General features: G+C 52.8%; 21 protein-coding genes. 11 read left to right on the top strand and 10 right to left on the bottom strand.

What is annotated here, in order from left to right:
* Positions 1-13 precede the first annotated feature (13 nt).
* The 3 genes from alsS to CG67_RS18240 all read left to right on the top strand — a co-directional run bounded on the left by alsS (position 14) and on the right by CG67_RS18240 (position 2223).
* Positions 14-1690: an acetolactate synthase AlsS gene (alsS, locus tag CG67_RS04805; protein ID WP_152975034.1), complete on the top strand. Its 1677-nt coding sequence runs from the start codon at positions 14-16 to the stop codon at positions 1688-1690.
* Between the two features lie 45 nt (positions 1691-1735).
* Positions 1736-1906, top strand: coding sequence for a hypothetical protein (locus tag CG67_RS18245; RefSeq protein WP_160318960.1), 171 nt, complete (start codon positions 1736-1738; stop codon positions 1904-1906).
* Between the two features lie 146 nt (positions 1907-2052).
* Entirely contained in the window at positions 2053-2223 is a 171-nt protein-coding gene (locus CG67_RS18240; protein WP_160318959.1) for a hypothetical protein, read from the top strand.
* 1 nt (position 2224) lies between these two features.
* Here CG67_RS18240 and CG67_RS04800 read toward each other — a convergent pair whose 3' ends face one another.
* A complete protein-coding gene (locus tag CG67_RS04800) occupies positions 2225-4024 on the bottom strand; it encodes an SgrR family transcriptional regulator (protein ID WP_025901848.1) in 1800 nt (599 codons plus the stop codon).
* Positions 4025-4177: 153 nt separating this feature from the next.
* Between CG67_RS04800 and CG67_RS04795 the strand changes: the two genes are divergently transcribed.
* Together CG67_RS04795 and CG67_RS04790 are read left to right on the top strand one after the other, a co-directional pair.
* On the top strand, positions 4178-4996 hold the full coding sequence (locus tag CG67_RS04795) for a shikimate 5-dehydrogenase (RefSeq protein ID WP_025901847.1): 819 nt from the start codon (positions 4178-4180) through the stop codon (positions 4994-4996).
* Positions 4997-5074: 78 nt separating this feature from the next.
* Positions 5075-6451, top strand: a complete 1377-nt coding sequence (locus tag CG67_RS04790) for a fructose-specific PTS transporter subunit EIIC (RefSeq protein WP_025901846.1) — start codon at positions 5075-5077, stop codon at positions 6449-6451.
* A 286-nt stretch (positions 6452-6737) separates the two neighbouring features.
* On the opposite strand, the gene CG67_RS04785 is transcribed toward CG67_RS04790, so the two are convergent.
* The 4 genes from CG67_RS04785 to CG67_RS04770 all read right to left on the bottom strand — a co-directional run bounded on the left by CG67_RS04785 (position 6738) and on the right by CG67_RS04770 (position 11013).
* Entirely contained in the window at positions 6738-7229 is a 492-nt protein-coding gene (locus CG67_RS04785; protein WP_025901845.1) for an ecotin family protein, read from the bottom strand.
* A gap of 74 nt (positions 7230-7303) precedes the next feature.
* Positions 7304-9625: a Fe(2+) transporter permease subunit FeoB gene (gene feoB / locus CG67_RS04780; RefSeq protein ID WP_025901844.1), complete on the bottom strand. Its 2322-nt coding sequence runs from the start codon at positions 9623-9625 to the stop codon at positions 7304-7306.
* Complete coding sequence (locus CG67_RS04775; protein WP_025901843.1) at positions 9622-9870, bottom strand: FeoA domain-containing protein; 249 nt, start codon at positions 9868-9870, stop codon at positions 9622-9624. The genes feoB and CG67_RS04775 overlap by 4 nt, the downstream gene beginning before the upstream one ends.
* Before the next feature lie 195 nt (positions 9871-10065).
* Entirely contained in the window at positions 10066-11013 is a 948-nt protein-coding gene (locus tag CG67_RS04770; RefSeq protein ID WP_025901842.1) for an aminoimidazole riboside kinase, read from the bottom strand.
* A 348-nt stretch (positions 11014-11361) separates the two neighbouring features.
* On the opposite strand from CG67_RS04770, the gene CG67_RS04765 reads away from it, so the two are divergent.
* Positions 11362-12594, top strand: a complete 1233-nt coding sequence (locus CG67_RS04765; RefSeq protein ID WP_025901841.1) for an amino acid permease — start codon at positions 11362-11364, stop codon at positions 12592-12594.
* 440 nt (positions 12595-13034) lie between these two features.
* Entirely contained in the window at positions 13035-13601 is a 567-nt protein-coding gene (locus CG67_RS04760) for a class I SAM-dependent methyltransferase (protein ID WP_025901840.1), read from the top strand.
* A gap of 55 nt (positions 13602-13656) precedes the next feature.
* Here CG67_RS04760 and CG67_RS04755 read toward each other — a convergent pair whose 3' ends face one another.
* From CG67_RS04755 to CG67_RS04745, 3 genes are all read right to left on the bottom strand, one after another.
* Complete coding sequence (locus tag CG67_RS04755) at positions 13657-14223, bottom strand: molecular chaperone (RefSeq protein WP_025901839.1); 567 nt, start codon at positions 14221-14223, stop codon at positions 13657-13659.
* 327 nt (positions 14224-14550) lie between these two features.
* The gene (locus CG67_RS04750; RefSeq protein WP_025901838.1) at positions 14551-14799 is read right to left on the bottom strand and encodes a GlsB/YeaQ/YmgE family stress response membrane protein; all 249 of its coding nucleotides are present in this window, start codon (positions 14797-14799) and stop codon (positions 14551-14553) included.
* A 286-nt stretch (positions 14800-15085) separates the two neighbouring features.
* Positions 15086-15721 (bottom strand): transglycosylase SLT domain-containing protein, encoded by a 636-nt coding sequence (locus CG67_RS04745; RefSeq protein ID WP_025901837.1) that lies wholly within the window; start codon positions 15719-15721, stop codon positions 15086-15088.
* 169 nt (positions 15722-15890) lie between these two features.
* On the opposite strand from CG67_RS04745, the gene ldcA reads away from it, so the two are divergent.
* Positions 15891-16832 carry a muramoyltetrapeptide carboxypeptidase gene (ldcA, locus tag CG67_RS04740; RefSeq protein ID WP_025901836.1) on the top strand — a complete coding sequence of 314 codons (942 nt, stop codon included), beginning with the start codon at positions 15891-15893 and terminating at the stop codon, positions 16830-16832.
* Here ldcA and CG67_RS04735 read toward each other — a convergent pair.
* Positions 16823-17266 carry a hypothetical protein gene (locus CG67_RS04735; RefSeq protein ID WP_051170996.1) on the bottom strand — a complete coding sequence of 148 codons (444 nt, stop codon included), beginning with the start codon at positions 17264-17266 and terminating at the stop codon, positions 16823-16825. The two genes, ldcA and CG67_RS04735, sit on opposite strands and share 10 nt — an antisense overlap.
* A gap of 128 nt (positions 17267-17394) precedes the next feature.
* Here CG67_RS04735 and CG67_RS04730 point away from each other — a divergent pair, with 128 nt between their 5' ends.
* The 3 genes from CG67_RS04730 (at position 17395) to CG67_RS04720 (ending at position 19339) form a co-directional block, all read left to right on the top strand.
* On the top strand, positions 17395-17775 hold the full coding sequence (locus CG67_RS04730; protein WP_051170998.1) for a DUF4186 domain-containing protein: 381 nt from the start codon (positions 17395-17397) through the stop codon (positions 17773-17775).
* Positions 17776-17946: 171 nt separating this feature from the next.
* Entirely contained in the window at positions 17947-18969 is a 1023-nt protein-coding gene (locus CG67_RS04725) for a Ppx/GppA phosphatase family protein (protein WP_084764911.1), read from the top strand.
* A 121-nt stretch (positions 18970-19090) separates the two neighbouring features.
* Positions 19091-19339, top strand: a complete 249-nt coding sequence (locus tag CG67_RS04720) for a CsbD family protein (protein ID WP_025901832.1) — start codon at positions 19091-19093, stop codon at positions 19337-19339.
* Between the two features lie 501 nt (positions 19340-19840).
* Here CG67_RS04720 and CG67_RS04715 read toward each other — a convergent pair.
* The gene (locus CG67_RS04715) at positions 19841-20035 is read right to left on the bottom strand and encodes a hypothetical protein (protein ID WP_025901831.1); all 195 of its coding nucleotides are present in this window, start codon (positions 20033-20035) and stop codon (positions 19841-19843) included.
* Between the last annotated feature and the right edge of the window lie 337 nt (positions 20036-20372).

Here is a 20372-nt window from a genome sequence, read left to right as displayed (position 1 = left end):
TAAGGATCCTATTGTGAACAAAAGTGATAAAAAAACTGAGTGGAAATGTGGTGCCGACCTGGTCGTTGCCCAGTTAGAAGAACAGCAGGTCAAATATGTGTTCGGGATCCCCGGCGCTAAAATTGACCGTGTCTTCGATTCACTGGAAGATTCTTCGATTATTACCGTTCCGGTACGACTGGAAGCCAATGCCGGATTTATGGCCGGTGCGATTGGCCGTCTGACCGGTAAAGCCGGAGTGGCACTGGTCACCTCCGGCCCCGGCTGCTCAAACCTTATCACCAGTGCGGCCACTGCCACGTCTGAAGGTGACCCCTTTGTGGCTATCGGCGGTGCGGTCAGTCGTCAGGATCATCTGAAACAGGTTCACCAGACCATGGATACTGTCTCTATGTTCCGTCCGGTGACAAAATATTCCGCCGAGGTCACTTCCTCGTCTGCGATTGCAGAGGTTCTCTCCAACGGCTTCCGTGCGGCTGAGTTTGGTCGTCCGGGGGCATCCTTTATCAGTCTGCCGATGGACATTGTGAATGAACCTGCCAACGGACATGTCTTAAGCGCACGCTTACCTTCCCTGGGCACGGCACCGCAGAAAGAGATCAATGAAGTTTCCGCGCTGATTGCTCAGGCGAAAAACCCGGTGCTTCTGCTGGGCCTGATGGCCAGCCAGCCCCGTAACGCCGATGCTGTTCGCCGTCTGCTGACCCGCAGTGAAATTCCGGTCACCAGTACCTATCAGGCCGCCGGGGTGATTGACCAGAACCACTTCTCCCGTTTTGCCGGACGTGTGGGCCTGTTCAATAACCAGGCCGGTGACCAGTTACTGCGGAATGCAGACCTGATCATCACCGTCGGTTACAGCCCGGTAGAATATGAACCGGTGAAATGGAATCAGGGAACCGCCCGGCTGGTCCATATCGATGTCTTACCGGCAGAGACCGACAGCCACTATTCTCCGGACATTGAACTGATCGGGGATATCGCTGGCACGGTGGATCTGCTGGCCGAACAGATTAACCACCGTTATGCACTCAGTCATAGCACAACGCTTATCCTGCAGGAACGTCAGCAACAGCGTGAGTTACTGGCCCAGAAAGGCCGCAGCCTGCAGCAATTTGCTATCCACCCACTGCGTCTGGTACGCGCTATGCAGGACATCGTTAACAGTGATGTCACCCTGTGTGTGGATATGGGCAGCTTCCATATCTGGATTGCCCGCTACCTGTATAGCTTCCGCGCCCGCCAGGTACTGATTTCTAACGGCCAGCAAACGATGGGGGTTGCCCTGCCCTGGGCGATTGGTGCCGCGCTGGTGGATCCGCAACGTAAAGTTGTTTCTGTCTCCGGCGATGGCGGCTTTATGCAGTCGAGCATGGAACTGGAAACTGCGGTCCGTCTGGGGGTAAATATCCTGCATATTATCTGGGTCGATAACTGCTACAACATGGTCGCGATTCAGGAAGAGAAAAAATATAACCGTGCTTCCGGCGTGGATTTCGGACCTATCGATTTCAAAGCCTATGCCGAAGCTTTTGGTGCCAAAGGCTTCGCGGTGACGTCGTCAGAGACGCTGGAATCTACACTGCGTGCCGCTATGGATGTACAGGGCCCGGCCGTCGTTGCTATTCCTGTTGATTACAGCGCCAACGCATTACTGATGAGCCAGCTGAATATGGCTGAGATGTTCTGAGTCACGGCCCAACCTTCAGTCACAGTATAAAACGGGTACCTGCGGGTGCCCGTTTTCACAGCGTCATCCGGAGAGACTCTCACAGATCAGGACGCAGATACTCTGTTACCGGGTAACGCTGTGATCACCGGTATTGATGCCTTCCTGAACACCCGGAATGCGGCTTCGGCATGTGTCGTCGAAAGCTCCGGGATTACCGCAGAATATCTCCGGTGATAGAAGAAGATAATGTGTTATTCGCGCTGATCGCGCGCATCTTTTTTCCCGTAAAAACCGGCCCCGTTGAAAATAAAGTGCGGCAAAAAACCTGTCATCCGCTACACTTAACAGTATCTGAGGCCTGAACTGCCGGAGGTATAATTATGTTAGCCGGATTCGTCGCACTGATGATTTCTCATTCCCATGTGCTCCCTGTAACCAAAGCACTCTATCCGACCGAAACTCAGTGTCAGTCTGCGCTGAAGCAGGACCAGAAACAGCGTCCGGAGGCTCAGTTGCTCTGCGGCGAGGTTATGCGCAGCCGCCTTCTCTGAGTCATTGCTCTTCCTTTTCTGTCCCCGGGCCGGCGGCAGGTGCCATCCAGGCCCGGGTGAAATCAAACCAGCCAAGATTATTCAAACGGATCCCCTGAGCCTGTCCCGGGCTTTTAAGGCGCATCCAGTGATGAAACAGCGGCTGTAACCAGCCGTCGTGGATCACCTGCTGAGTCAGTTGTTTCCCCTGCAGAGATCCCACCCGCCAGGCATGTTGCCATCGGGCAAAGCGTTCAGCATCCCCCCCGGCAACCGAATACCTGAGTAGCGGCAGACTTAACAGCCACGCACCGGCATTCCAGACTTCAGGGACCGGGAAATTGACCGTGCCCAGCCAGAGATCGACATTCCCCTCTCCGTTAGCCCATTCTTCATAATCCTGCTCCATCAGTTGCAGGATGATCCCCTGCTGCTTAAGCAGAAACTGCATCTCCCGGGCCAGCATTTCAAACTCAGGATGCTGGCGGTGAAACGCCAGCCGAAGAATGTTTCCGGCCCCCCCGACGGGTAAGGATGCCGGACGGATAGCCTCACCTTCAGACATCGCATGTAACCAGTCCGGCATCAGGCTGGCCGCAGGGATCCATAAGGGACGAATGGCCGGTATAAAACGCTGAATAAGCGCATAAGGGTTCAGAATTTCGCGGATCCAGCGTCGTGCCGGACTCTGCTGCCAGTGGGGTGAACGGCTGTCACAGAGCAGAAAATAGCCTCCTTTCTCGGGGAACATATCACCGCTGTCTTCGCCGGGATGCCCGGTGAGGCTGACCGCCTGCCCTGAAATATACTCGATATCACTCAGGCTGGAACTCAGCCATGCGGACGGTTGTCCTCTGACATCACCTTTTCCCTGAGAGGCTTCTGCTGCCTGTTTCAGCGCAGGCGGCCAGACAATTACCTCAATTTCATCCAGCAAGCCTCGCAACCCGAAGTAGTGGTCAAAAGCCCGCATTCTCAGGTGTAGCCGGTTATTTTCCTCCACCCGATAGGGGCCGGTCCCTACCGGTAATGTGGCAAAGTCAGGACGGCTGGCAAAGTCAGCCGGTAAAATCAGCGCCGCGCTGTCGGTCAGCAATAAGGGTAAACAGGCATCGGGCTGACTCAGCGTTATCTCTACCGTCAGACGTCCTCTGGCATGGACCCGGGCTATATGGGAGAACAACGGCTGTGAAACGAGGCGCGCCAGCGATGTTACGACATCGTCACTGGTCAGCTCCCGTCCATCATGAAAGCGTACCGCCGGGCGCAAATGAAACGTCCAGTCACGATAATCACGCTGTGACCAGAAATGTGCCAAATCCGCTTCAGCAAGTCCGGTCTGATCATTGACCCGGGTCAGGCCACTGAATATCTGTTTTACCAGATGGATTTCAGAACGGCGTAGCGGCGTGCCGGGGGCAAGGTTCGGCATGGTACGGTAATAAGGAATACGCAGCGACTGGTAATCTTCACGGACCTGATACCCCAGTTTCTGACGCAGAAGCCCCGCCACCAGTTGCTGCTGATCCCCCAGCAGCGTGACCGCGCTACGGATATCGCCCTCATCCAGTAGCTGTTCCGCTTTTCTGAACAGCAACTGCGTTTCGCTATAGTGCAGGGTCAGGACCGACTGATGACCACGCCCGACACCAGGCTGCCAGCTAAGCCAGCCGGCTTGCTGCATTCGCAGCAATACCCCCCGCATATGGCGCTTTGAGCAGCAGATTTTATCAGCTAACTCTCCCAGCGTCAGTGTCACTTCACGCTGAGGGTAAAACGCCAGCAGACGCCGGTAATGCTGTTCGAGCCGTTGGACAGTCATAAAAGCGGAACTCCCGGAATAAAAAGACAGCCGTTTTTAACTTCCTCTTTTTAGCCCATTATAAAGATAGCGGCAAGTATTGATACCGTTGCCCGGAGGACAGACCCCGTGTCCGGCTTCCGGTATGGCTGACTGAAAGACAAGGAGCAGTAAATGACCCGTCATCTGAATAAAGATACCACCCTGTGTATGTCTCTCGCCGCGCGTCCAAGTAACTTCGGTACGCGGTTTCATAATTTCCTCTACGATGCCCTGGACCTTGATTACCTCTACAAAGCGTTCACTACCACCGATTTAGCCGGGGCAATCAGCGGGGTACGCGCGCTGGGCGTACGGGGATGTGCCATCTCTATGCCGTTCAAGGAGCAGGTGATCGCCCTGGTGGATGAGCTGGATGCCTCGGCGAAAGCGATCCACTCCGTAAATACGATTGTAAATACCGAAGGTTACCTGAAGGCCTATAACACCGATTATATCGCTATCGCGACGCTGCTCAGACAGTACCAGGTCGATAACGGGTTAACTTTTGTGCTGCGCGGCAGCGGTGGAATGGCAAAAGCGGTCGCCTGCGCCCTGCGGGATGCAGGCTTCACCCGTGGCAGAATTATTGACCGGGATCCGGCAAATGCGGCCAGACTGGCCGATCTCTATGGTTTTGAGGCCGGAAGTGATATTGCAGGGCTGCATCCGCAACTGCTGATCAATGCCACCCCGATAGGGATGGCCGGCGGCCACGATGAAAATACACTCGCCTACAGCGAGGAAGAAATCGCAGCAGCGGATACCGTGTTTGATGTCGTGGCACTGCCGGAGACCACCCCCCTGATCAACGCGGCCAGAGCGCTGAATAAGACCGTGATCACCGGCTCTGAAGTCTTTGCTATCCAGGCCGTAGAACAGTTTGCGTTATATACCGGGGTTCGCCCTTCAGATGAGCTGTTCCGGCAGGCGGCAGCCTGGTCACGGCAGTAACGGCTCAGTCTCTGTCCCCCTCTGACAGGCACCTGTTTTTACTGATAATACTGGCCTCAATATAAAAAGGTGTATCTGATGAACGAACGTATCATTGCAGTGACCGCCTGCCCGACCGGTGTGGCTCATACGTTTATGGCGGCAGAAGCCCTGAAAACGGCAGCCGCAAAACGAGGGTTTCCGTTCAAAGCAGAAACCCGCGGATCTGTCGGGGCCCGTGACACCTTCAGTGATAAAGATATCCATGAAGCTGATGTGGTGATCATCGCCGCTGATATCGAAACTGATCTTTCACGGTTTCACGGTAAGCGCCTTTACCGCACCAGCACCAGCCAGGCACTGAAAAAACCGGAAGAAACACTGCTGGAGGCACTGCGGCTGGCAACGCCTTATCAGAATAACACGGTGGACAGTCAGGCGCGGGGGACTGAACTGCCGGCGATTTATAAACATCTGATGACCGGAGTGTCGCATATGTTACCGCTGGTAGTGGCCGGGGGATTATGTATTGCCCTTTCCTTCGTCTTCGGGATCAATGCATTTAAACAACCCGGAACACTGGCTGCCGCTCTGATGGAGATTGGCGGTAAGGCGGCCTTTGCGCTAATGGTGCCGGTGCTGGCGGGTTATATTGCTTATTCCATTGCCGACCGTCCCGGCCTCGCTCCCGGCCTTATCGCCGGAATGCTGGCCTCCGCCAGCGGAGCTGGCTTTCTTGGCGGGATCATCGCCGGTTTCCTGGCCGGATATACGGCCCGGTTCCTGACCCGGAAAATCACCCTGCCCTCGTCTATGGAGGCGCTGAAACCGGTACTGGTGATCCCGCTGCTGGCGACCGTGATCTCCGGGCTGGTAATGATTTATGTCGTGGGTGGGCCGGTGTCGGCTGTAATGAGAGGGCTGACCCACTTTCTGGCCGGTATGACCACCGCCAATGCAGTGTTACTCGGCGTCCTGCTCGGGGCTATGCAATGTTTCGACCTCGGTGGTCCGGTCAATAAAGCAGCCTATACCTTTGGTGTCGGCTTGCTGGCGTCACAGTCTTATGAGCCAATGGCGGCCATTATGGCGGCCGGGATGGTTCCTGCCCTGGGGATGGGCATTGCCACCTGGCTTGCAAAATCCCGGTTCACACCTCCGGAACTTCAGGCGGGTAAGGCATCCTTTGTACTGGGGCTGTGCTTTATCTCTGAAGGTGCTATCCCGTTTGCTGCCCGCGACCCGATGCGGGTTATTCCGTCCACCATGGCGGGTGGTGCCCTGGCGGGCGGGTTATCGATGTATTTCGGGTGTACGCTGATGGCACCTCACGGCGGATTATTTGTCCTGGCCATTCCCCATGCCGTCGGGCATGTCGGAATGTATTTAGTGGCTATCATTGCCGGCAGCCTGGTGACCGGCGGAATGTACGCATTGCTGCGCCGGGCACCGGTACAGAGCGCGGTTCCTTCCTGAACACCAAGGGGGGGCACAATGTGCCCCCCCTTCTGAAACTACGTGACCTGCTGCACATCACCGGAATATCGGACAACCAGTCATCCGCTCTGCCGGTCAATGATCCCGTCACGAAACAATGACTCTGCATCGTCTTCTTCCCGGCAGACATAGCGTAATCTTGCTGAAATATCCGCCCCCCGAAAAACCGCCACAAAGCATTCTGTACGTTTACAGAGAAACCGGTCTGTGGCCTGATGATCGCTGCAATAATAACCATTCAGCCAGGCCCCGCACAGCAGAACGTTTAACGCGGCTCTGACTTCACCACATCATCACCGCCTTTCCATAGACGATAACTGACCTGTATCCCCTGCGGGGCATACACCACCAGCGGAAGTTTACTGTTATAGCGCAACAGCTTTTCGGAGGCAGCCGGTAAAGTCACCCATCGGGAGGTCTTCTGTGCAGGAATGCAGGCCCGGCGTGTAGAGATAAGCCCGGGTTGCAGCGTGACGCGATAATAGGGATATCCCCATCCTTTTGCAGTTTCTTCGCTGAACGACCCGGCCAGATGTACCAGATTACAGTCTGCCATCACTTTTTTACCGACAATCAGCTCCACACGGTAGTTCTGCTCATGACTGACTGCCGGTAATACTATGACATTACGTTGCATTTCAGCTTCTGCCAGCGGATAGGGTTTCATCATCCGGCCATCATCGCGGGTAGCTGCCTGTGTCATCAGACTGATGCCTGAAAGCGGGACAAGCAATATCATCAACATCAATTTGCGCATAGGATCTCCTGAAATAACCGGTCAGTGCTGTCCGGGAACCCTACCATACCGTGACGTCCGTGGCGATATACCGCTTAATGGCATCCTGACTGTGAACCGCATCCCCGACATCCCCCGCAGGCTGAGACCGGCACAGATGGCATGGAAATGCGGGGTTTACACCTCGCCAGTATCCCGACCAGGATCAGGTTATAAATAATCACCGCAGAAAGTGTGAGCCCGGCGCTGAGCGGGGAAGATGAGAAAATCATGAGCTGCCAGACCAGAGTCGATACCGACCAGGCAATACTGAGCCCCCAGAACACCGAAAACAACATCCAGCCACGGCTGCTCTCTCTGGCAATTGCCCCTATTACAGAGGCACAGGGTACATAGAGCAGGACAAACAGCAGATAACAGAAAGCCGCGCCACTACCGGGGAATTTCTGGTGCATTACCCCTAATGCACTGCTGCTGATCTCCGTATCTCCCTGGCTGGCGGCGATAGGGTTCTCCAGCACCTGCCAGCTAAAGGTTGTCGCCAGACTCTCCAGGGTCGCCTGCCAGGCCCCGGTGAGTTCACTAAGAGGACTGAACGTCTCAGGATCAAAGCGCTCTTCATCAATGGCCTGAGAAGTATAGAGTGTGTTCAGCGTACCAATAACCACCTCTTTCGCCATCGCCCCGGTGATCAGTCCGACCGTTGCCTGCCAGTTATCCGGCTGTACCCCGAAAGTCCCCAGCAGCGGTGTTATCGCTTTACTGACCGTTTCCAGAGCAGCCTCATCTCCGGGGCGGGTCGGGTGCCCCTGCAGAGTAAAGCTGTTCAGCCCGCTGATAAGCAGGCTGACCAGCACAATGACCTTACCGGCACGCCAGACAAACTCACGCAGACGCTGCCAGCTTTGTAAGCCAACGCTCTTCAGGTGCGGCAAATGGTATAGCGGTAACTCCATGATAAAAGGTGTAGCTTCACCGCGCAGCAGGGTATATTTCAGTAATAATCCGGTCAGTACCGCCACGAAAATGCCGCAGAGGTAGAGACCAAAGACCGCCAGGGCCCCGTGGCTGCTAAAAAAGACCGATGAAAAGACAGCAAAAATAGCAAGCCTGGCACCACAGGACATAAAAGGTGCCATCAGCAGGGTCATTAATCGCTCTCTGGGTGCATCCAGTGTCCGTGATCCCATTACCGAGGGGACGTTACACCCGAAGCCGATGATCAGCGGGACAAAGGATTTCCCCGGCAGCCCCAGAGACTGCATCAGTCTGTCCATCACAAAGGCCGCCCGGGCCATATAGCCGGCATCCTCCAGAAACGCCATCAACAGGTACATAATCCCGATTTGCGGTATCAGGGGTAATACGGTAGTGATCCCGCCACCAATGCCACTGGCAAAAAAGTCGGTAACCCCGGGCGGGAGCTGGCAAATCCACCCGAGCCACTGGATCCCATGCACAAACAGCGTGACCGACGCGTTTTCAAACAGAGGCTGCAGGGCCCCGCCGACATTGATGGCCAGGAAAAACATCAGGTACATCAGCAGTAAAAATACCGGCAGCCCCAGCCAGCGATCCATTGCCAGCCGGTCCAGCCGGAGAGTCAGTCGATGGGGTTTCGCCACCTGCCGGTGGGTCACTTCCTGCGCCAGCTCCCGGCAACGCTGCTGACGATATCCGGCTATCTGTAACGCCAGCTTATCCGCAAGATCTGCATCAGGAAGTATCTCTGAGACTATGTCCGGTGGCAGAAACCGGCGGCTGTAAAGGTCACCTTCCAGTACCTGCAGCCCCATCCAGCGCTGTATCTGTGGTGAGAAATGTCCGGTAATATTGTCTGACAGTTGCCGGCGAATAGCTTCTGTTTCCGCCGGGAGAGCCAGTGAACAGGCGGTACCGGGGCCGGATGTCTGAAGGTGATCGATGGCATGTTTCAGCGCCCGGATCCCTTCCCCGCGCGTTGAAACCATCGGGATCACCGGACAGCCCAGTGCGCGTCTTAGCCGCTCAATATCCGGTAAGACTCCGCGTTGCTCTGCAACATCCATCATGTTCAGGACCACAATACAGGGGATCCCCGTTTCCCTGAGCTGTAACGTCAGCCAGAGATCCCGCTGTAGTGCACCGGCATCAATAACGTTAATCAGTAACGTAGCATCCTGTTGCAGAATAAACGCACTGGCAATCTGTTCATCCAGTGAGCTTTCCGGCGAGGTCATGGTCATCGAATAAAGCCCCGGCAAATCCACCAGTCTGACCAGTGTCTCCCCGGCGGTAAAGAAGCCTTCTTTTCTTTCTACGGTCACCCCGGCCCAATTCCCTACCCGCTGCGATGCACCGGTCAGCTGGTTGAATAATGTGGTTTTTCCGGTATTCGGGTTACCCGCCAGCCCGATAGTTAATGCTTGCTGACTCATGCTGACGGGCTCCCTTCACTGACCGGCAAAGGTTCCAGCTGCAGCAGGGCCAGATCTCTGCGGCGTAGCATGATAGTCATCGTCGGCGCACTGATTTCAAGCGGGTCGCCCAGCGGTGCCACCCTGACGACATCAAACTCTGCCCCCGGCAGCAGGCCCAGCGAAAAGAGTTTCTGGCGGAATGCCGGTGGTGTCTGAGGGCTGATAGCCCGGATCCGATAGCGGCAGAAAGGTTTTATTGGCATAAGCCGTCCTCACTTGATGATCCCCCGTCACGGGCGGTAGATCTTTAGTATAATGAGAATCGTTCTCATGAAATTTGATATAAGACAAGCGGGGAGAAAAATGAAAACGTCAGAAAAAGGAATTTATCAGCAGAGGTCAGTCAGGGGGTAAAAGCAGATAAGCCGTGAATTTGTATTGGCTTATCTGCCGGAAGATCACAACGGGTGAAGCGTCAGCAGGCCAGCCGCACGGATAAAATCGTTCAGCCGGGCGGGTGTCGGTAAGGCCGGCAAGGCCCCCTTATGGGTAGTGGCCAGTGCCCCGCAGGCCCCCGCCTGCGACAGCAGAGCGCTCAGACGTTCAGTTTCAGGCAGCCCGTGTCTCGCAAGCCATGATAACAGGCCGGCCATAAAGGCATCGCCTGCACCGGTCGTATCAATGCTTTTGACGTTGTAGCCCGGGAAGCTGAATTTATCCTGCCCGCAGAAGACGATCCCGCCCTCTTTACCACGGGTGATCACTTTCAGCGGGGCCGGATAGCGCTCCAGTAATGCCAGCGCTTCCTCCCAGTCTGAGGTTTCCTCTTCCGTCAGCCAGAGTAATTCTTCATCTGAAAGTTTGAGAATATCTGCACTCCGGCACTGTTGTTCGATAACGCGGCGCATCTCTGCTTTATCTGACCACATTTGTTCACGCAGGTTTAAGTCAAAACTGACCCAGCCTTCACGGGCTTTCACTTTGCTTGTGGCCTGAACCACCGCCTCACGGCAATTTTCAGCCGCCAGTGCCAGTGAACAGTAATGCAGGATATCTTTACCGAATACCGGCAGGTCACGGGAAGTCAGAAACTGGTCAGCGGAAGGATTCACCAGGAATGAGAAGCTGCGTTCACCGCTGGTTGCCAGATCCACCACCACCGTACTGGTACGGTAAGTTTCATCGGTGAGCATGAATTCCGCCCCGACCCCTTGCTCTTCGAGCGTACGTTTCAGAAAGCGGCCGAAAGGATCATTACCGACCCGGCCGATAAACGCACTGTCACCCGCAAGTCTGGCAACACCCACGGCAACATTCAGTGGCGCTCCTCCGGCACAGGCCTGGTAATTCATATCACCGGCAGGGAGTAAATCGACGACGGCGTCACCCAGGGCCCAAATTTTCATCATATATCCTCATTACTGATGGCCAGCCATGCGCATTATCCACAGCCCGACGCTTCATTTTATTTTTTAGTCTGAAATCTTCACCGACAGAGGGCCGGGAGGGAAATTATAGCGCTAAATACTCAGGGCTCTGCCATAACCTGACGATTTATTTACTATTTTATCTGATAACGTCACAACAATGACAGCCCGAATGATGCCGAATTACTCCTAAAATCAGAACCTCTGACACCGATTTATCACTTTAATTTCCCGTTCATTCCATCACAGCCCTTAGCCCGATAACATATAAGTTTTTATTATGGTAAATTACCCTACTTTTTCTCACCAGGTGGATACATTCGCAGAATGATTAAATGTTGGTCAAAAGAAGAGACTTTGTGGAGCTTTGCGCTATATGGTACTGCTGTCGGCGCCGGGACGTTATTTCTGCCTATTCAGTTAGGATCGGCCGGAGCGGTAGTGTTATTTCTGACAGCCTTACTGGCCTGGCCCTTAACCTACTGGCCGCACAAAGCCTTGTGTCAGTTTATTCTGGCCTCAAAAGCCGGTGATCAGCAGGACGGTATCACCTCTGCAGTCCGGCAATTTTTCGGTAAAAAAATAGGTAATCTGATTTCGATCCTTTACTTTGTCGCGTTCTTTGTCGTTATCCTGATCTATGCTGTCGCCATCACCAATTCACTGGCTGAACAATTGGCCAGACATCAGGTGGTCGGTGAAGGCACCAGAGTCTTGCTCAGTCTGGGCGTGGTCGCAACTCTGAACCTGATTTTCCTGACCGGCCGCCATGTCACCATAAAAGTCATGGGATTCCTGGTGTTCCCGCTGATTGCCTACTTCCTGTTTCTTTCGGTATATCTCAGCAGTCACTGGCAGCCTTCCCTGCTCACCTCCGGGTTAACCTACACGCCGGATACGCTGCATGACATCTGGTTCTCAATTCCCGTGATGGTTTTCGCGTTTAGTCATACCCCAATCATTTCTACTTTTTCCGTGGCTCAGCGCGAGAAATATCATGATCAGGCGATGGCCAAATGCAAAAAAATCATGAAAGTGGCCTATCTGATCATCTGCCTGAGTGTACTGTTCTTCGTCTTTAGTTGTTTTATGGCGATCCCGGCAGAGGATGTGGAAATCGCTAAAACCCAGGGGCTGACCATTTTATCTGCATTATCGATGATGTCTTCGTCGGCGGGCTGGCTCAGCGCCTCGGGGATCATTGTCGCCGTGGTAGCGATGTCGAAATCATTCCTTGGGACCTATTTCGGAGTCATTGAAGGTGCAACCCAGGTCGTATCTTCCACTGCACAGTTTGCCGGTTTTAACCCCGGACCTAAACTGAGCCGCGGATTATCACTGGCGATAGTGTCTCTGTTCACCTTCATTGTGTGTTGTATTAACCCGAATGCACTGTCGATGATTTATGCCATCAGCGGCCCGTTGATCGCTTTGATCCTGTTTATTATGCCGACGCTTTCGACCTGGCTGGTACCCGCGTTACGCCCTTACCGGTCTGTGGCCAATTTCCTGGTGCTGGTTGTGGGTCTGCTATGTGTTTCGGTGATGTTTTTTAAATAAGCTGTTCTGTGGCCCGTCAGTTGGCGGGCCACCTTCCGCCCTCATGTTTTCCGCCACAGACCTGTACCGTGGCTCTCCTGCCGGATCCGCAACTCTCCCCTCCGGCCACATCCCCGGCCTGACGGTTTACACCTTATAGCAGAGTGATGACCGGGGTTGCCGCAAGCCGCCAGAGCGGAGAAGAACGTCACCACTCGTCTCCCTAAGTCCCCGAAAACCCTTTCTGACTGACGGAAGAGATATCCGGCCTGAGGAGAAAGACAGCCCTGCAGAGAGTGATTTTTGCTGCAGATTGCCGTCGCCAGTATACTTCCGGCAACATCGGCCTCGTTTACAACGTGCAGACTATTCTGATAATGATCTCTTTTGTCATCAGTGCAGGCACTTTATCTGTGGATCGGGTACATAGTAATAAGGTTAACTTGATCATGGAGGTTTACATGCTGGCTTCTGCCATCAGTCTGGTACGTTCTAAGGCAGGTTTTGTTCAACAGTTTATCCGTAACCCCCGGAAAGTAGGCAGCATTACCCCATCATCGATGGCCTTGTGTGAATCTATGGCCGGCTGTGCCGACTGGGGAGCTATTCAGAAAGTGGCTGAACTGGGTGCCGGTGACGGTGTTCTGACTAAAATTTTGCTGAACCGTATGTCAGCAGAAGCGACGATAGATGTATTTGAGATCAGTCAGCCCCTGGTCTCCCGGTTACGGACAATCAATGATCCCCGCCTGCAGGTTCACGCCAAATCTGCTGAACGTCTGACAGGTCAGTATGATGCGATTTTTTCCGGTTTACCGCTGCTTTCGCTGCCGGTCCCGGTGCGGCATACCATACTTTCCGCGGTTCATCAGGCCCTGACACCCGGCGGGGTTTTCGTGCAGTTTCAGTATACGTCACTCACCCAGTCAGAGCTTTCACGCTATTTCACCTGGCAGAGGCGACGGGTATTAAAAAACGTGCCACCTGCCTGGGTCTACAGTTGTACTCACCACTGGTCCGACACCTGACGGGTGCGGTATTCCGGGTGTCAGAAGAGAACACCCGGCCCGGGCTTCCTGCAGATTACTCTGCCGGCTCCGGATCCTGTTGCTCTGCCAGCTCTTCATACATCGCCTGAATCGCACCACGGGCAATGGATGCCAGCGTGCGGTAAAACGGAGTCCGTGCATGGGCTTCTGTTTTCCCCAGGAATGCTCCGCACCATGGCAACAGATACTCATCAAATAACGTGAACTGCGCCAGATATTCATCCTCCTGAGACTGGTCCTCCAGCCAGGACGTTGCCAGTAACAGCATACCGAAATGATCTGCCGGGGCATCGGTCAGAGGCATACCACGCTGCTGAAGAAACGCCCGTACGTCTTCTTCCCGGGGACCATTTTCCCACTGAGAGCCGTACGGGGAAACTGCAGGCTGTTCACCGCCAAACAAGACCTGGTAGTCGGCTTCCAGCGCAGGCTGGTCACAGTTATTCTGTAATGTTTTCAGCAGGTCGTCCTGTTCGAGCGGCCACACGGGCTGCAGCTTACCTTCGCGGATAAGTGTGAACAGGGGCTGTAACACCGGATCATTCGGGGCACGGTTAAACAATGAGCCAAGAATACGGCAAATCAGCGAAAATTCATTCATTCAGGTTATCTCTTGCAAAGTTCAGTGTTGATGCGGGCCGCAGATCACCAAACTCAGCGATTCACCCCACGCTTTCTCAAAGCGCCGTATTTAATGTTGCCTGCCCCGCCTTGTCAATGCCGGGGGGGATTTATCCCCTGAGGCATTGTTCCTCCGGGGAGATCCGGATAACCCCGCCCCTTTCGCCGACAGAGGGGCTAGCTGACTTCACGGGCCATTTTGTGCTTTCCCGGTGAACGGGTTCAGCCTGAGGGGATAACAACGGTACTCGCCGGAAAATGCCATAAAAAAAGACCATCCGAAGATGGCCTTTTTCTGAAAGACGAATTAACTTCTGATTTTTCTGTAAATCCACAGTACGACCAGTGAACCAATCACTGCGACGACAAAACTTCCGAAGTTAAATCCATCCACTTTTCCGAAACCGAAGAGTGTACTGATCCAACCACCGACAACGGCACCGATAATCCCCAGGATAACGGTTACAATGAAACCGCCGCCATCTTTACCTGGCATAATCCATTTGGCGAGGATACCTGCAATCAGACCAAAGATAATCCATGAAATAATGCCCATAACTGCTCCTTACATAAATTAATCAGCATTAATTATTAATCCACCGGGCCGGGTCCCCGTCCAGTGGTAACGATAACTTCACAATACACCGAAGTTATCAGAGATATAGCCTGGCACATTTTCAGGTATTGTCACGTTACCCCGGAGTGATTGCTATAAAAAGCGGCAGAAAATCCCCCCCCGGAGCCACTAAACGTCAGCCATGTAACAAAAAGGAAATAATGCCCGGCCGGGTGCATAATGCATGATTGGGCAGAGGCGTTCAGCCTCTGCCCAATCACAGACATTAGCTATCTTCGTATGCGTTGGTCACTTTCCATAAATAGCGGGGTGCCTGGCTGGCCGGATGACTGCGCTCAATAAAGCGATAGAACTGCTGCGGCGTCATGTCATTGATCATCGCAATCGCACGTTCGCGGTTAGGTGAGAACGTACGTAATAACGCTCCTGCGCCGTTTGAATAAGAAACTATCGTCGCATAACGCAGCGTCACAGGATTATGGATACCTGACAGCATGGTCTTCTGCAGGATTTTGATATAAGCCGTACCGATCTCAATATTTCTCGCAGGATCTTTCAAATCCCTGCGGGTTGGCTCACCGTGCTTTCCCTGAGCCCTATAGACTTCAAGTCCGGCGGTAGACGCTTTTATCTGCATCAGGCCGATGGCGTTAGAACGACTTACCGCATTTGGATTTCCACCGGACTCGACACTAATAATGGCGCTGATTAAACGTTGATCAACACCATAATGACTGGCAGCGTCTTCAGTGAAAATAGACCAATCATTATTGGTCAGTACTCTTGAAGGTGGAGCTTCTATTAACGGTGTATATTTTTGCTGTTCTGTGGGTTGCCGGGGTGGCTGACTGGCACAACCTGCCAGAAATAAGGCAGAAAGCACAAGATACTTTATCTTCACGTGTTTTTATCCTGATAATTTTGCGTCGCCTATGATACAGGGTTATAAACCGGGTAAAATTACCGTTTGTCTGAAATCACCTGGGGTTTAAAAACGTGACTTCGACGATTGTTTTCTTCATGATGTGATATCTGTGTTTTGTTTACTTTCTCCTGAAGAAGATAATGCTATGACTGCCAGATATATTATCCGACTGATTGCCCCTTCCGGTTATTGCATCAATCAGGCAGCGGCCTGGCGCGGCGTACAACACCTGCGAGACCAGGGCCACCGGCTGGAAAACACAGACATTATCACTCGCCGTTTCCAGCGTTTTGCCGGAACCGATGCTGAACGACTGGCAGACCTGAATGAACTGACCGGAAGCACATCACTGCCTGATATCGCTCTCGCGGTACGGGGAGGATATGGTGCCGGCAGATTACTCAGCGACATCCGTTATACCGCCCTGGCTGACCGCCTGTCACATCATCCCGTTGCCCTCTGCGGACACAGTGACTTTACTGCCATACAACTGGCGCTGTTCGCTCAGACCGGGTTAATTACCTACAGTGCACCGATGCTGGCCGGAAATTTCGGGGCGGAAAGCCCTTCAGCATTTACCCTGCAACACTTCAGGGAGATCCTGAGGAAAAAAAGTTATACCATCCACTGGCGCGCAAAGACAACAGAAAATCTGTCACTGACAGGGACTCTCTGGGGAGGTAACCTGACCATGCTCTGCTCACTGACGGGGACTCCCTGGATGCCGGAAGTGAAACAAGGGATCCTGGTGATTGAGGATGTGAATGAACATCCCTTCCGTATTGAGCGGATGCTGCTGCAACTATGGCATGCCGGTATCCTGCAGCAACAACAGGCCGTGATCCTCGGTAACTTCAGTGGCGCCACACTCTCTGAGTACGATCAGGGGTTCAGCCACGACACGGTATGGCAAACTTTGCGTGACCTGAGCGGAGTCCCGTTTATCACCGGATTACCCTTCGGGCACGAGCAGGACACCGTTACACTCCCTATCGGCGCTAACGCTCACCTGCAGGTACAGGGTCACAGTTGTTCACTGACACTGACCGGCCATCCGCTTCCGCCCGCGTCACTGACTCACGAGTAACGATGTTCTCCCCGGCGCCCGTTCCCGGAATCGTTATTTTGTGCCATGTGGGTGTCACTCCACGGTGTCAGAGTCAGTAGCGGGTCAGGCCGGGTAAACGTTCTTTCGCAAGGTACCAGTGCCGTGGTGCCTGCATAAACAAAGAAGGTATTCTGCGTGGCTTTATCTACCATCAACTGGTCTCCGTTACGAAACATGGTGATCCATACCGGTTGTCCGTCACTGAGCCGGGTCCTTTCCTGCCCTGCCGCTATCTGGAAATTATCGGTTCCCCACATCAGTGTTGAAATGCCGTACTCCGCACGGTCAACGGTCATGGTATCCCGTCCCGGACAGGAGATCTGAAATTCGTCACCATCATTGGGCGGGGTTAATGCAAATGCAGCGGTCAGCGGCAGAAATATTGCCAGTGTGGTGGCAAGTATTTTTTTCATCGTGTATCCCGAAATATCTTCTGTCAGAAAAATCTGTATTGTCTTGCCCAGAATATCTCTGTTGCACGACAGAAAAAGTCGCAGTGCGTTACAATGTTATAAAATTCATGACGGGTTATGACTATCTCATGAGCATTCAGACCGGGCCGTTACCTGCCCGCCCACAACTGTTCCGGCGCCTGGCCGCCTCACGATTCCGCAGTCGCTTTCATCTCGGCGAGAAAGAAAGGCAGTATTGTCTGGAAAAAGGTGCCGTTACCGTGATGAGTCACGCTGCGGATTTTGTCCGCGACCGGCTTTCCGCCGCTGAACCGGTGAATGACGGCAAGCAGACACCGATGCGCGGACATCCGGTATTTATTGCACAACATGCGACCGCGACCTGTTGCCGGGGATGCCTGCAAAAATGGCACAACATAGCGCAACATCAGCCCCTGGATGAGCACCTGCAGCAATACATCTGTGATGTTCTGTTTAGCTGGTTACAACAGGAAATCCATCGGGACTGACGGGGAAACATTTTCGGCGACCCGATGCCCCGCGGGATCTTGTGGTGATAAGGTCACGCCCGCACTTTTCGGTTGGATTGTAATAGTCGCTGGCAGGCGAAGGTTCTTCTGTTGCTGTGACATATTTTGTAGTAATTTTCTATCCGTCTACAGATAACAAGGAGTTAAGCCATGCAGACGCTGCCAAAATGGGCAACCTTACTACTGAGTGTTGTGCCGGTCGTCTTTTGCGTTTCAGTTTCAGCCTCCCCATGTCTGCAAAATCGTGCAGCGATTGATATCGGCTCCGGCAGTACGAAAATTGCGGTGGCCGAGGTCGATACCTGCCAGCATCAAATTCGCAAGATGCTTTATCAGCAGCAGCTCCCGGTGTCTTATAATGATGCGCTGATGCATGCGGCAGATAATCGCTTACCGGATAGCATCATCCGTCAGGGACTGAGTGCCCTGAAGCAGGAAATAAAACAGGCCAGTCGTTTCCATCCGGTCAGTATTGAAGGCGTCGCTACCGCTGTTTTCCGCAATGCAGAAAACGGACAGCAAATTATTCAGTTATTTAATCAGCAATCATCGGCGCATATTCGTATTATCAGCCAGCAGCAGGAAGCCCTGCTCGGTTTTGCATCGGCCAGGGCAGCATTGAATCAATCCGGTGTACAGAAAGACGATATTCTTGTCTGGGATATCGGCGGAGGATCCATGCAGATGACCACCTGGGATAAGCAGCACGGGCACCCTCACCCCGTTATTTACCAGGGAAAACTGGCGTCAGTCACACTGAAAAATTATATCGTCAGCCTGCTAAAACACCAGCCACTGCGTCCTGACAGTTCGCCCAACCCTATTGGTAATGATGCCGGTAATGCCGTGAAGTTTGTTGAATTCTATGCCAGCAACGACGTAGATGCCTCACTGAAGCGACTGATCCCGCATCGTAAAATTATAGGCATTGGCGGAGTGCATGATTATTCCATACGTCAGCAATTCGGGAACAAGCCTGACAGCTATACGCTGACACAATTATCCACCCTGGCGGGTCAACAGGTAATGAAGCGTGATGATGAATTGCATGGTGATTATCGGGCCACCGATGTCAGTAACCTCCTGCTGGTGGAAGGCTATATGCGCGCCCTGAATATTCCTGAAGTCACACTGGTAAAAGCCAGTCTTGTTCAGGGATTACTGGTACGCTAAGGGTTCCGGACTGTATAAATAAACATCAATTCATCAGAAAATTCTGGTTCCATAGTCAGTGACAAAACCCCTGCTATACTTAAATTGATTTTACATAACAGTGAAAAAAAGGAGAGTTTGCATGATGGGTAAAGTACAGGATAAAGCTGAAGAACTGGCAGGCTCAGCACAGGAAGCTTTTGGTGATGTGACTGATTCACCGGAACATTCTGCCAAAGGTGCGGCACGTAAATATGCCTCTCAAGCAAGCTATGCTGTTCGCGATGCTGCAGATACAATTAAAACTCAGGTATCTGATAAGCCTTATGCCGGTGTTGCTATTGCAGCGGCGGTAGGCGTCGTCTTCGGTTACCTGCTGGGCCGTAAATAATTTTTTGAATGAGTCCCTGATCCGCAAGGCTCTTTCGGATCAGGTATCACTCCCTTACCCCGTGACTTTGGTTGCGGGGTTTTTATTTTCGCAGTATGGCGTTCTTCACCCATTGTCCGCCGCTATTGATACCCTTTTCCCCGCCCGTGAGCAACAACCTAAACCGCCCGTAAAATTCAATGTAACCCATTGAAATTAAATTATTTTTATCATTTTCATTCACACATCGAAAAAAATTTCAATGAATTGAATGAACGGGCTTGCAATTGAGAATGATTACCACTATCTTTATTCCTATCGAATAGTTGACTGATTTAATCAGGTATTCGATACGACATTGCTCACATTGCTTCCAGTTATCTTTGCCCGCTGACCGCGGGCTTTTTTTTGCCCGGAAAAAGGTCAGCACGTCGTGAAATTTACGGAAAGGATGACAGAGGAGGGAAAGGTCCGTTTGACAGAGCCTGTCAGAAGCACTGACAGCACTCAGGATGATAAGTATTAGCCGAGGTGGATACAACCATTGGCCAGGTTTGCGACTCCGGCAGGATTCATTTCAACTTTTTCCTGCATGCCGTTGGCCAGTTTGACCATAAACGATTTGTTATCGCTGTTAAGGTGACCGTTTTCAATTTCTGTCATTTCCGTGACAGCCACATAACAATAACGCCCGTGTAAAAACATTTTTGCCAGCATAAAGACTCCTTTTTGATTACAGGTAAATTATCCTTTACCAATGTTACAACCAGTTTGCAGTGTGTTTTTTCCAAAGTGGCAACAGAAAGATTCTGCGACCATAACATGCCCTATCGAAGGGATAACCCCCATGACCCGGATCATAAAAACGTCATTCTCCGGTAAAATCTGCCGATTAAGCCGGATCCACCGCTATTCTCTGACGCGTCCGGGCACCAGGACATCTCTGGTCAGCGCTTAACCCTCCGGTAATCCCGATAGCTATGAGCACCAGAAACATGGCGCTCTCCCGCTGTTACAGCGACTGCCAGTAATTTAAATCTCAATGACAGTAATT

The organism is Tatumella sp. UCD-D_suzukii, from assembly GCF_000611875.2.
In the GTDB taxonomy this organism is placed as follows: domain Bacteria; phylum Pseudomonadota; class Gammaproteobacteria; order Enterobacterales; family Enterobacteriaceae; genus Tatumella; species Tatumella ptyseos.
Note: the sequence above shows the minus strand (reverse complement) of the source record. Positions and strands in the feature narration are given on the sequence as shown.

Coding starts and splice junctions, on each gene's coding strand:
- CG67_RS04735 (WP_051170996.1), bottom strand. CDS start 17,266: ATGAAAAAAATACTTGCCACCACACTGGCAATATTTCTGCCGCTGACC.
- CG67_RS04775 (WP_025901843.1), bottom strand. CDS start 9,870: ATGCCAATAAAACCTTTCTGCCGCTATCGGATCCGGGCTATCAGCCCT.
- CG67_RS04725 (WP_084764911.1), top strand. CDS start 17,947: ATGCAGACGCTGCCAAAATGGGCAACCTTACTACTGAGTGTTGTGCCG.
- CG67_RS04755 (WP_025901839.1), bottom strand. CDS start 14,223: ATGAATGAATTTTCGCTGATTTGCCGTATTCTTGGCTCATTGTTTAAC.
- CG67_RS04765 (WP_025901841.1), top strand. CDS start 11,362: ATGATTAAATGTTGGTCAAAAGAAGAGACTTTGTGGAGCTTTGCGCTA.
- CG67_RS04795 (WP_025901847.1), top strand. CDS start 4,178: ATGACCCGTCATCTGAATAAAGATACCACCCTGTGTATGTCTCTCGCC.
- CG67_RS04715 (WP_025901831.1), bottom strand. CDS start 20,035: ATGCTGGCAAAAATGTTTTTACACGGGCGTTATTGTTATGTGGCTGTC.
- CG67_RS04785 (WP_025901845.1), bottom strand. CDS start 7,229: ATGCGCAAATTGATGTTGATGATATTGCTTGTCCCGCTTTCAGGCATC.
- feoB (WP_025901844.1), bottom strand. CDS start 9,625: ATGAGTCAGCAAGCATTAACTATCGGGCTGGCGGGTAACCCGAATACC.
- CG67_RS18240 (WP_160318959.1), top strand. CDS start 2,053: ATGTTAGCCGGATTCGTCGCACTGATGATTTCTCATTCCCATGTGCTC.
- CG67_RS04760 (WP_025901840.1), top strand. CDS start 13,035: ATGCTGGCTTCTGCCATCAGTCTGGTACGTTCTAAGGCAGGTTTTGTT.
- CG67_RS04730 (WP_051170998.1), top strand. CDS start 17,395: ATGAGCATTCAGACCGGGCCGTTACCTGCCCGCCCACAACTGTTCCGG.
- CG67_RS04800 (WP_025901848.1), bottom strand. CDS start 4,024: ATGACTGTCCAACGGCTCGAACAGCATTACCGGCGTCTGCTGGCGTTT.
- CG67_RS04790 (WP_025901846.1), top strand. CDS start 5,075: ATGAACGAACGTATCATTGCAGTGACCGCCTGCCCGACCGGTGTGGCT.
- CG67_RS04770 (WP_025901842.1), bottom strand. CDS start 11,013: ATGAAAATTTGGGCCCTGGGTGACGCCGTCGTCGATTTACTCCCTGCC.
- CG67_RS04750 (WP_025901838.1), bottom strand. CDS start 14,799: ATGGGCATTATTTCATGGATTATCTTTGGTCTGATTGCAGGTATCCTC.
- ldcA (WP_025901836.1), top strand. CDS start 15,891: ATGACTGCCAGATATATTATCCGACTGATTGCCCCTTCCGGTTATTGC.
- CG67_RS04720 (WP_025901832.1), top strand. CDS start 19,091: ATGATGGGTAAAGTACAGGATAAAGCTGAAGAACTGGCAGGCTCAGCA.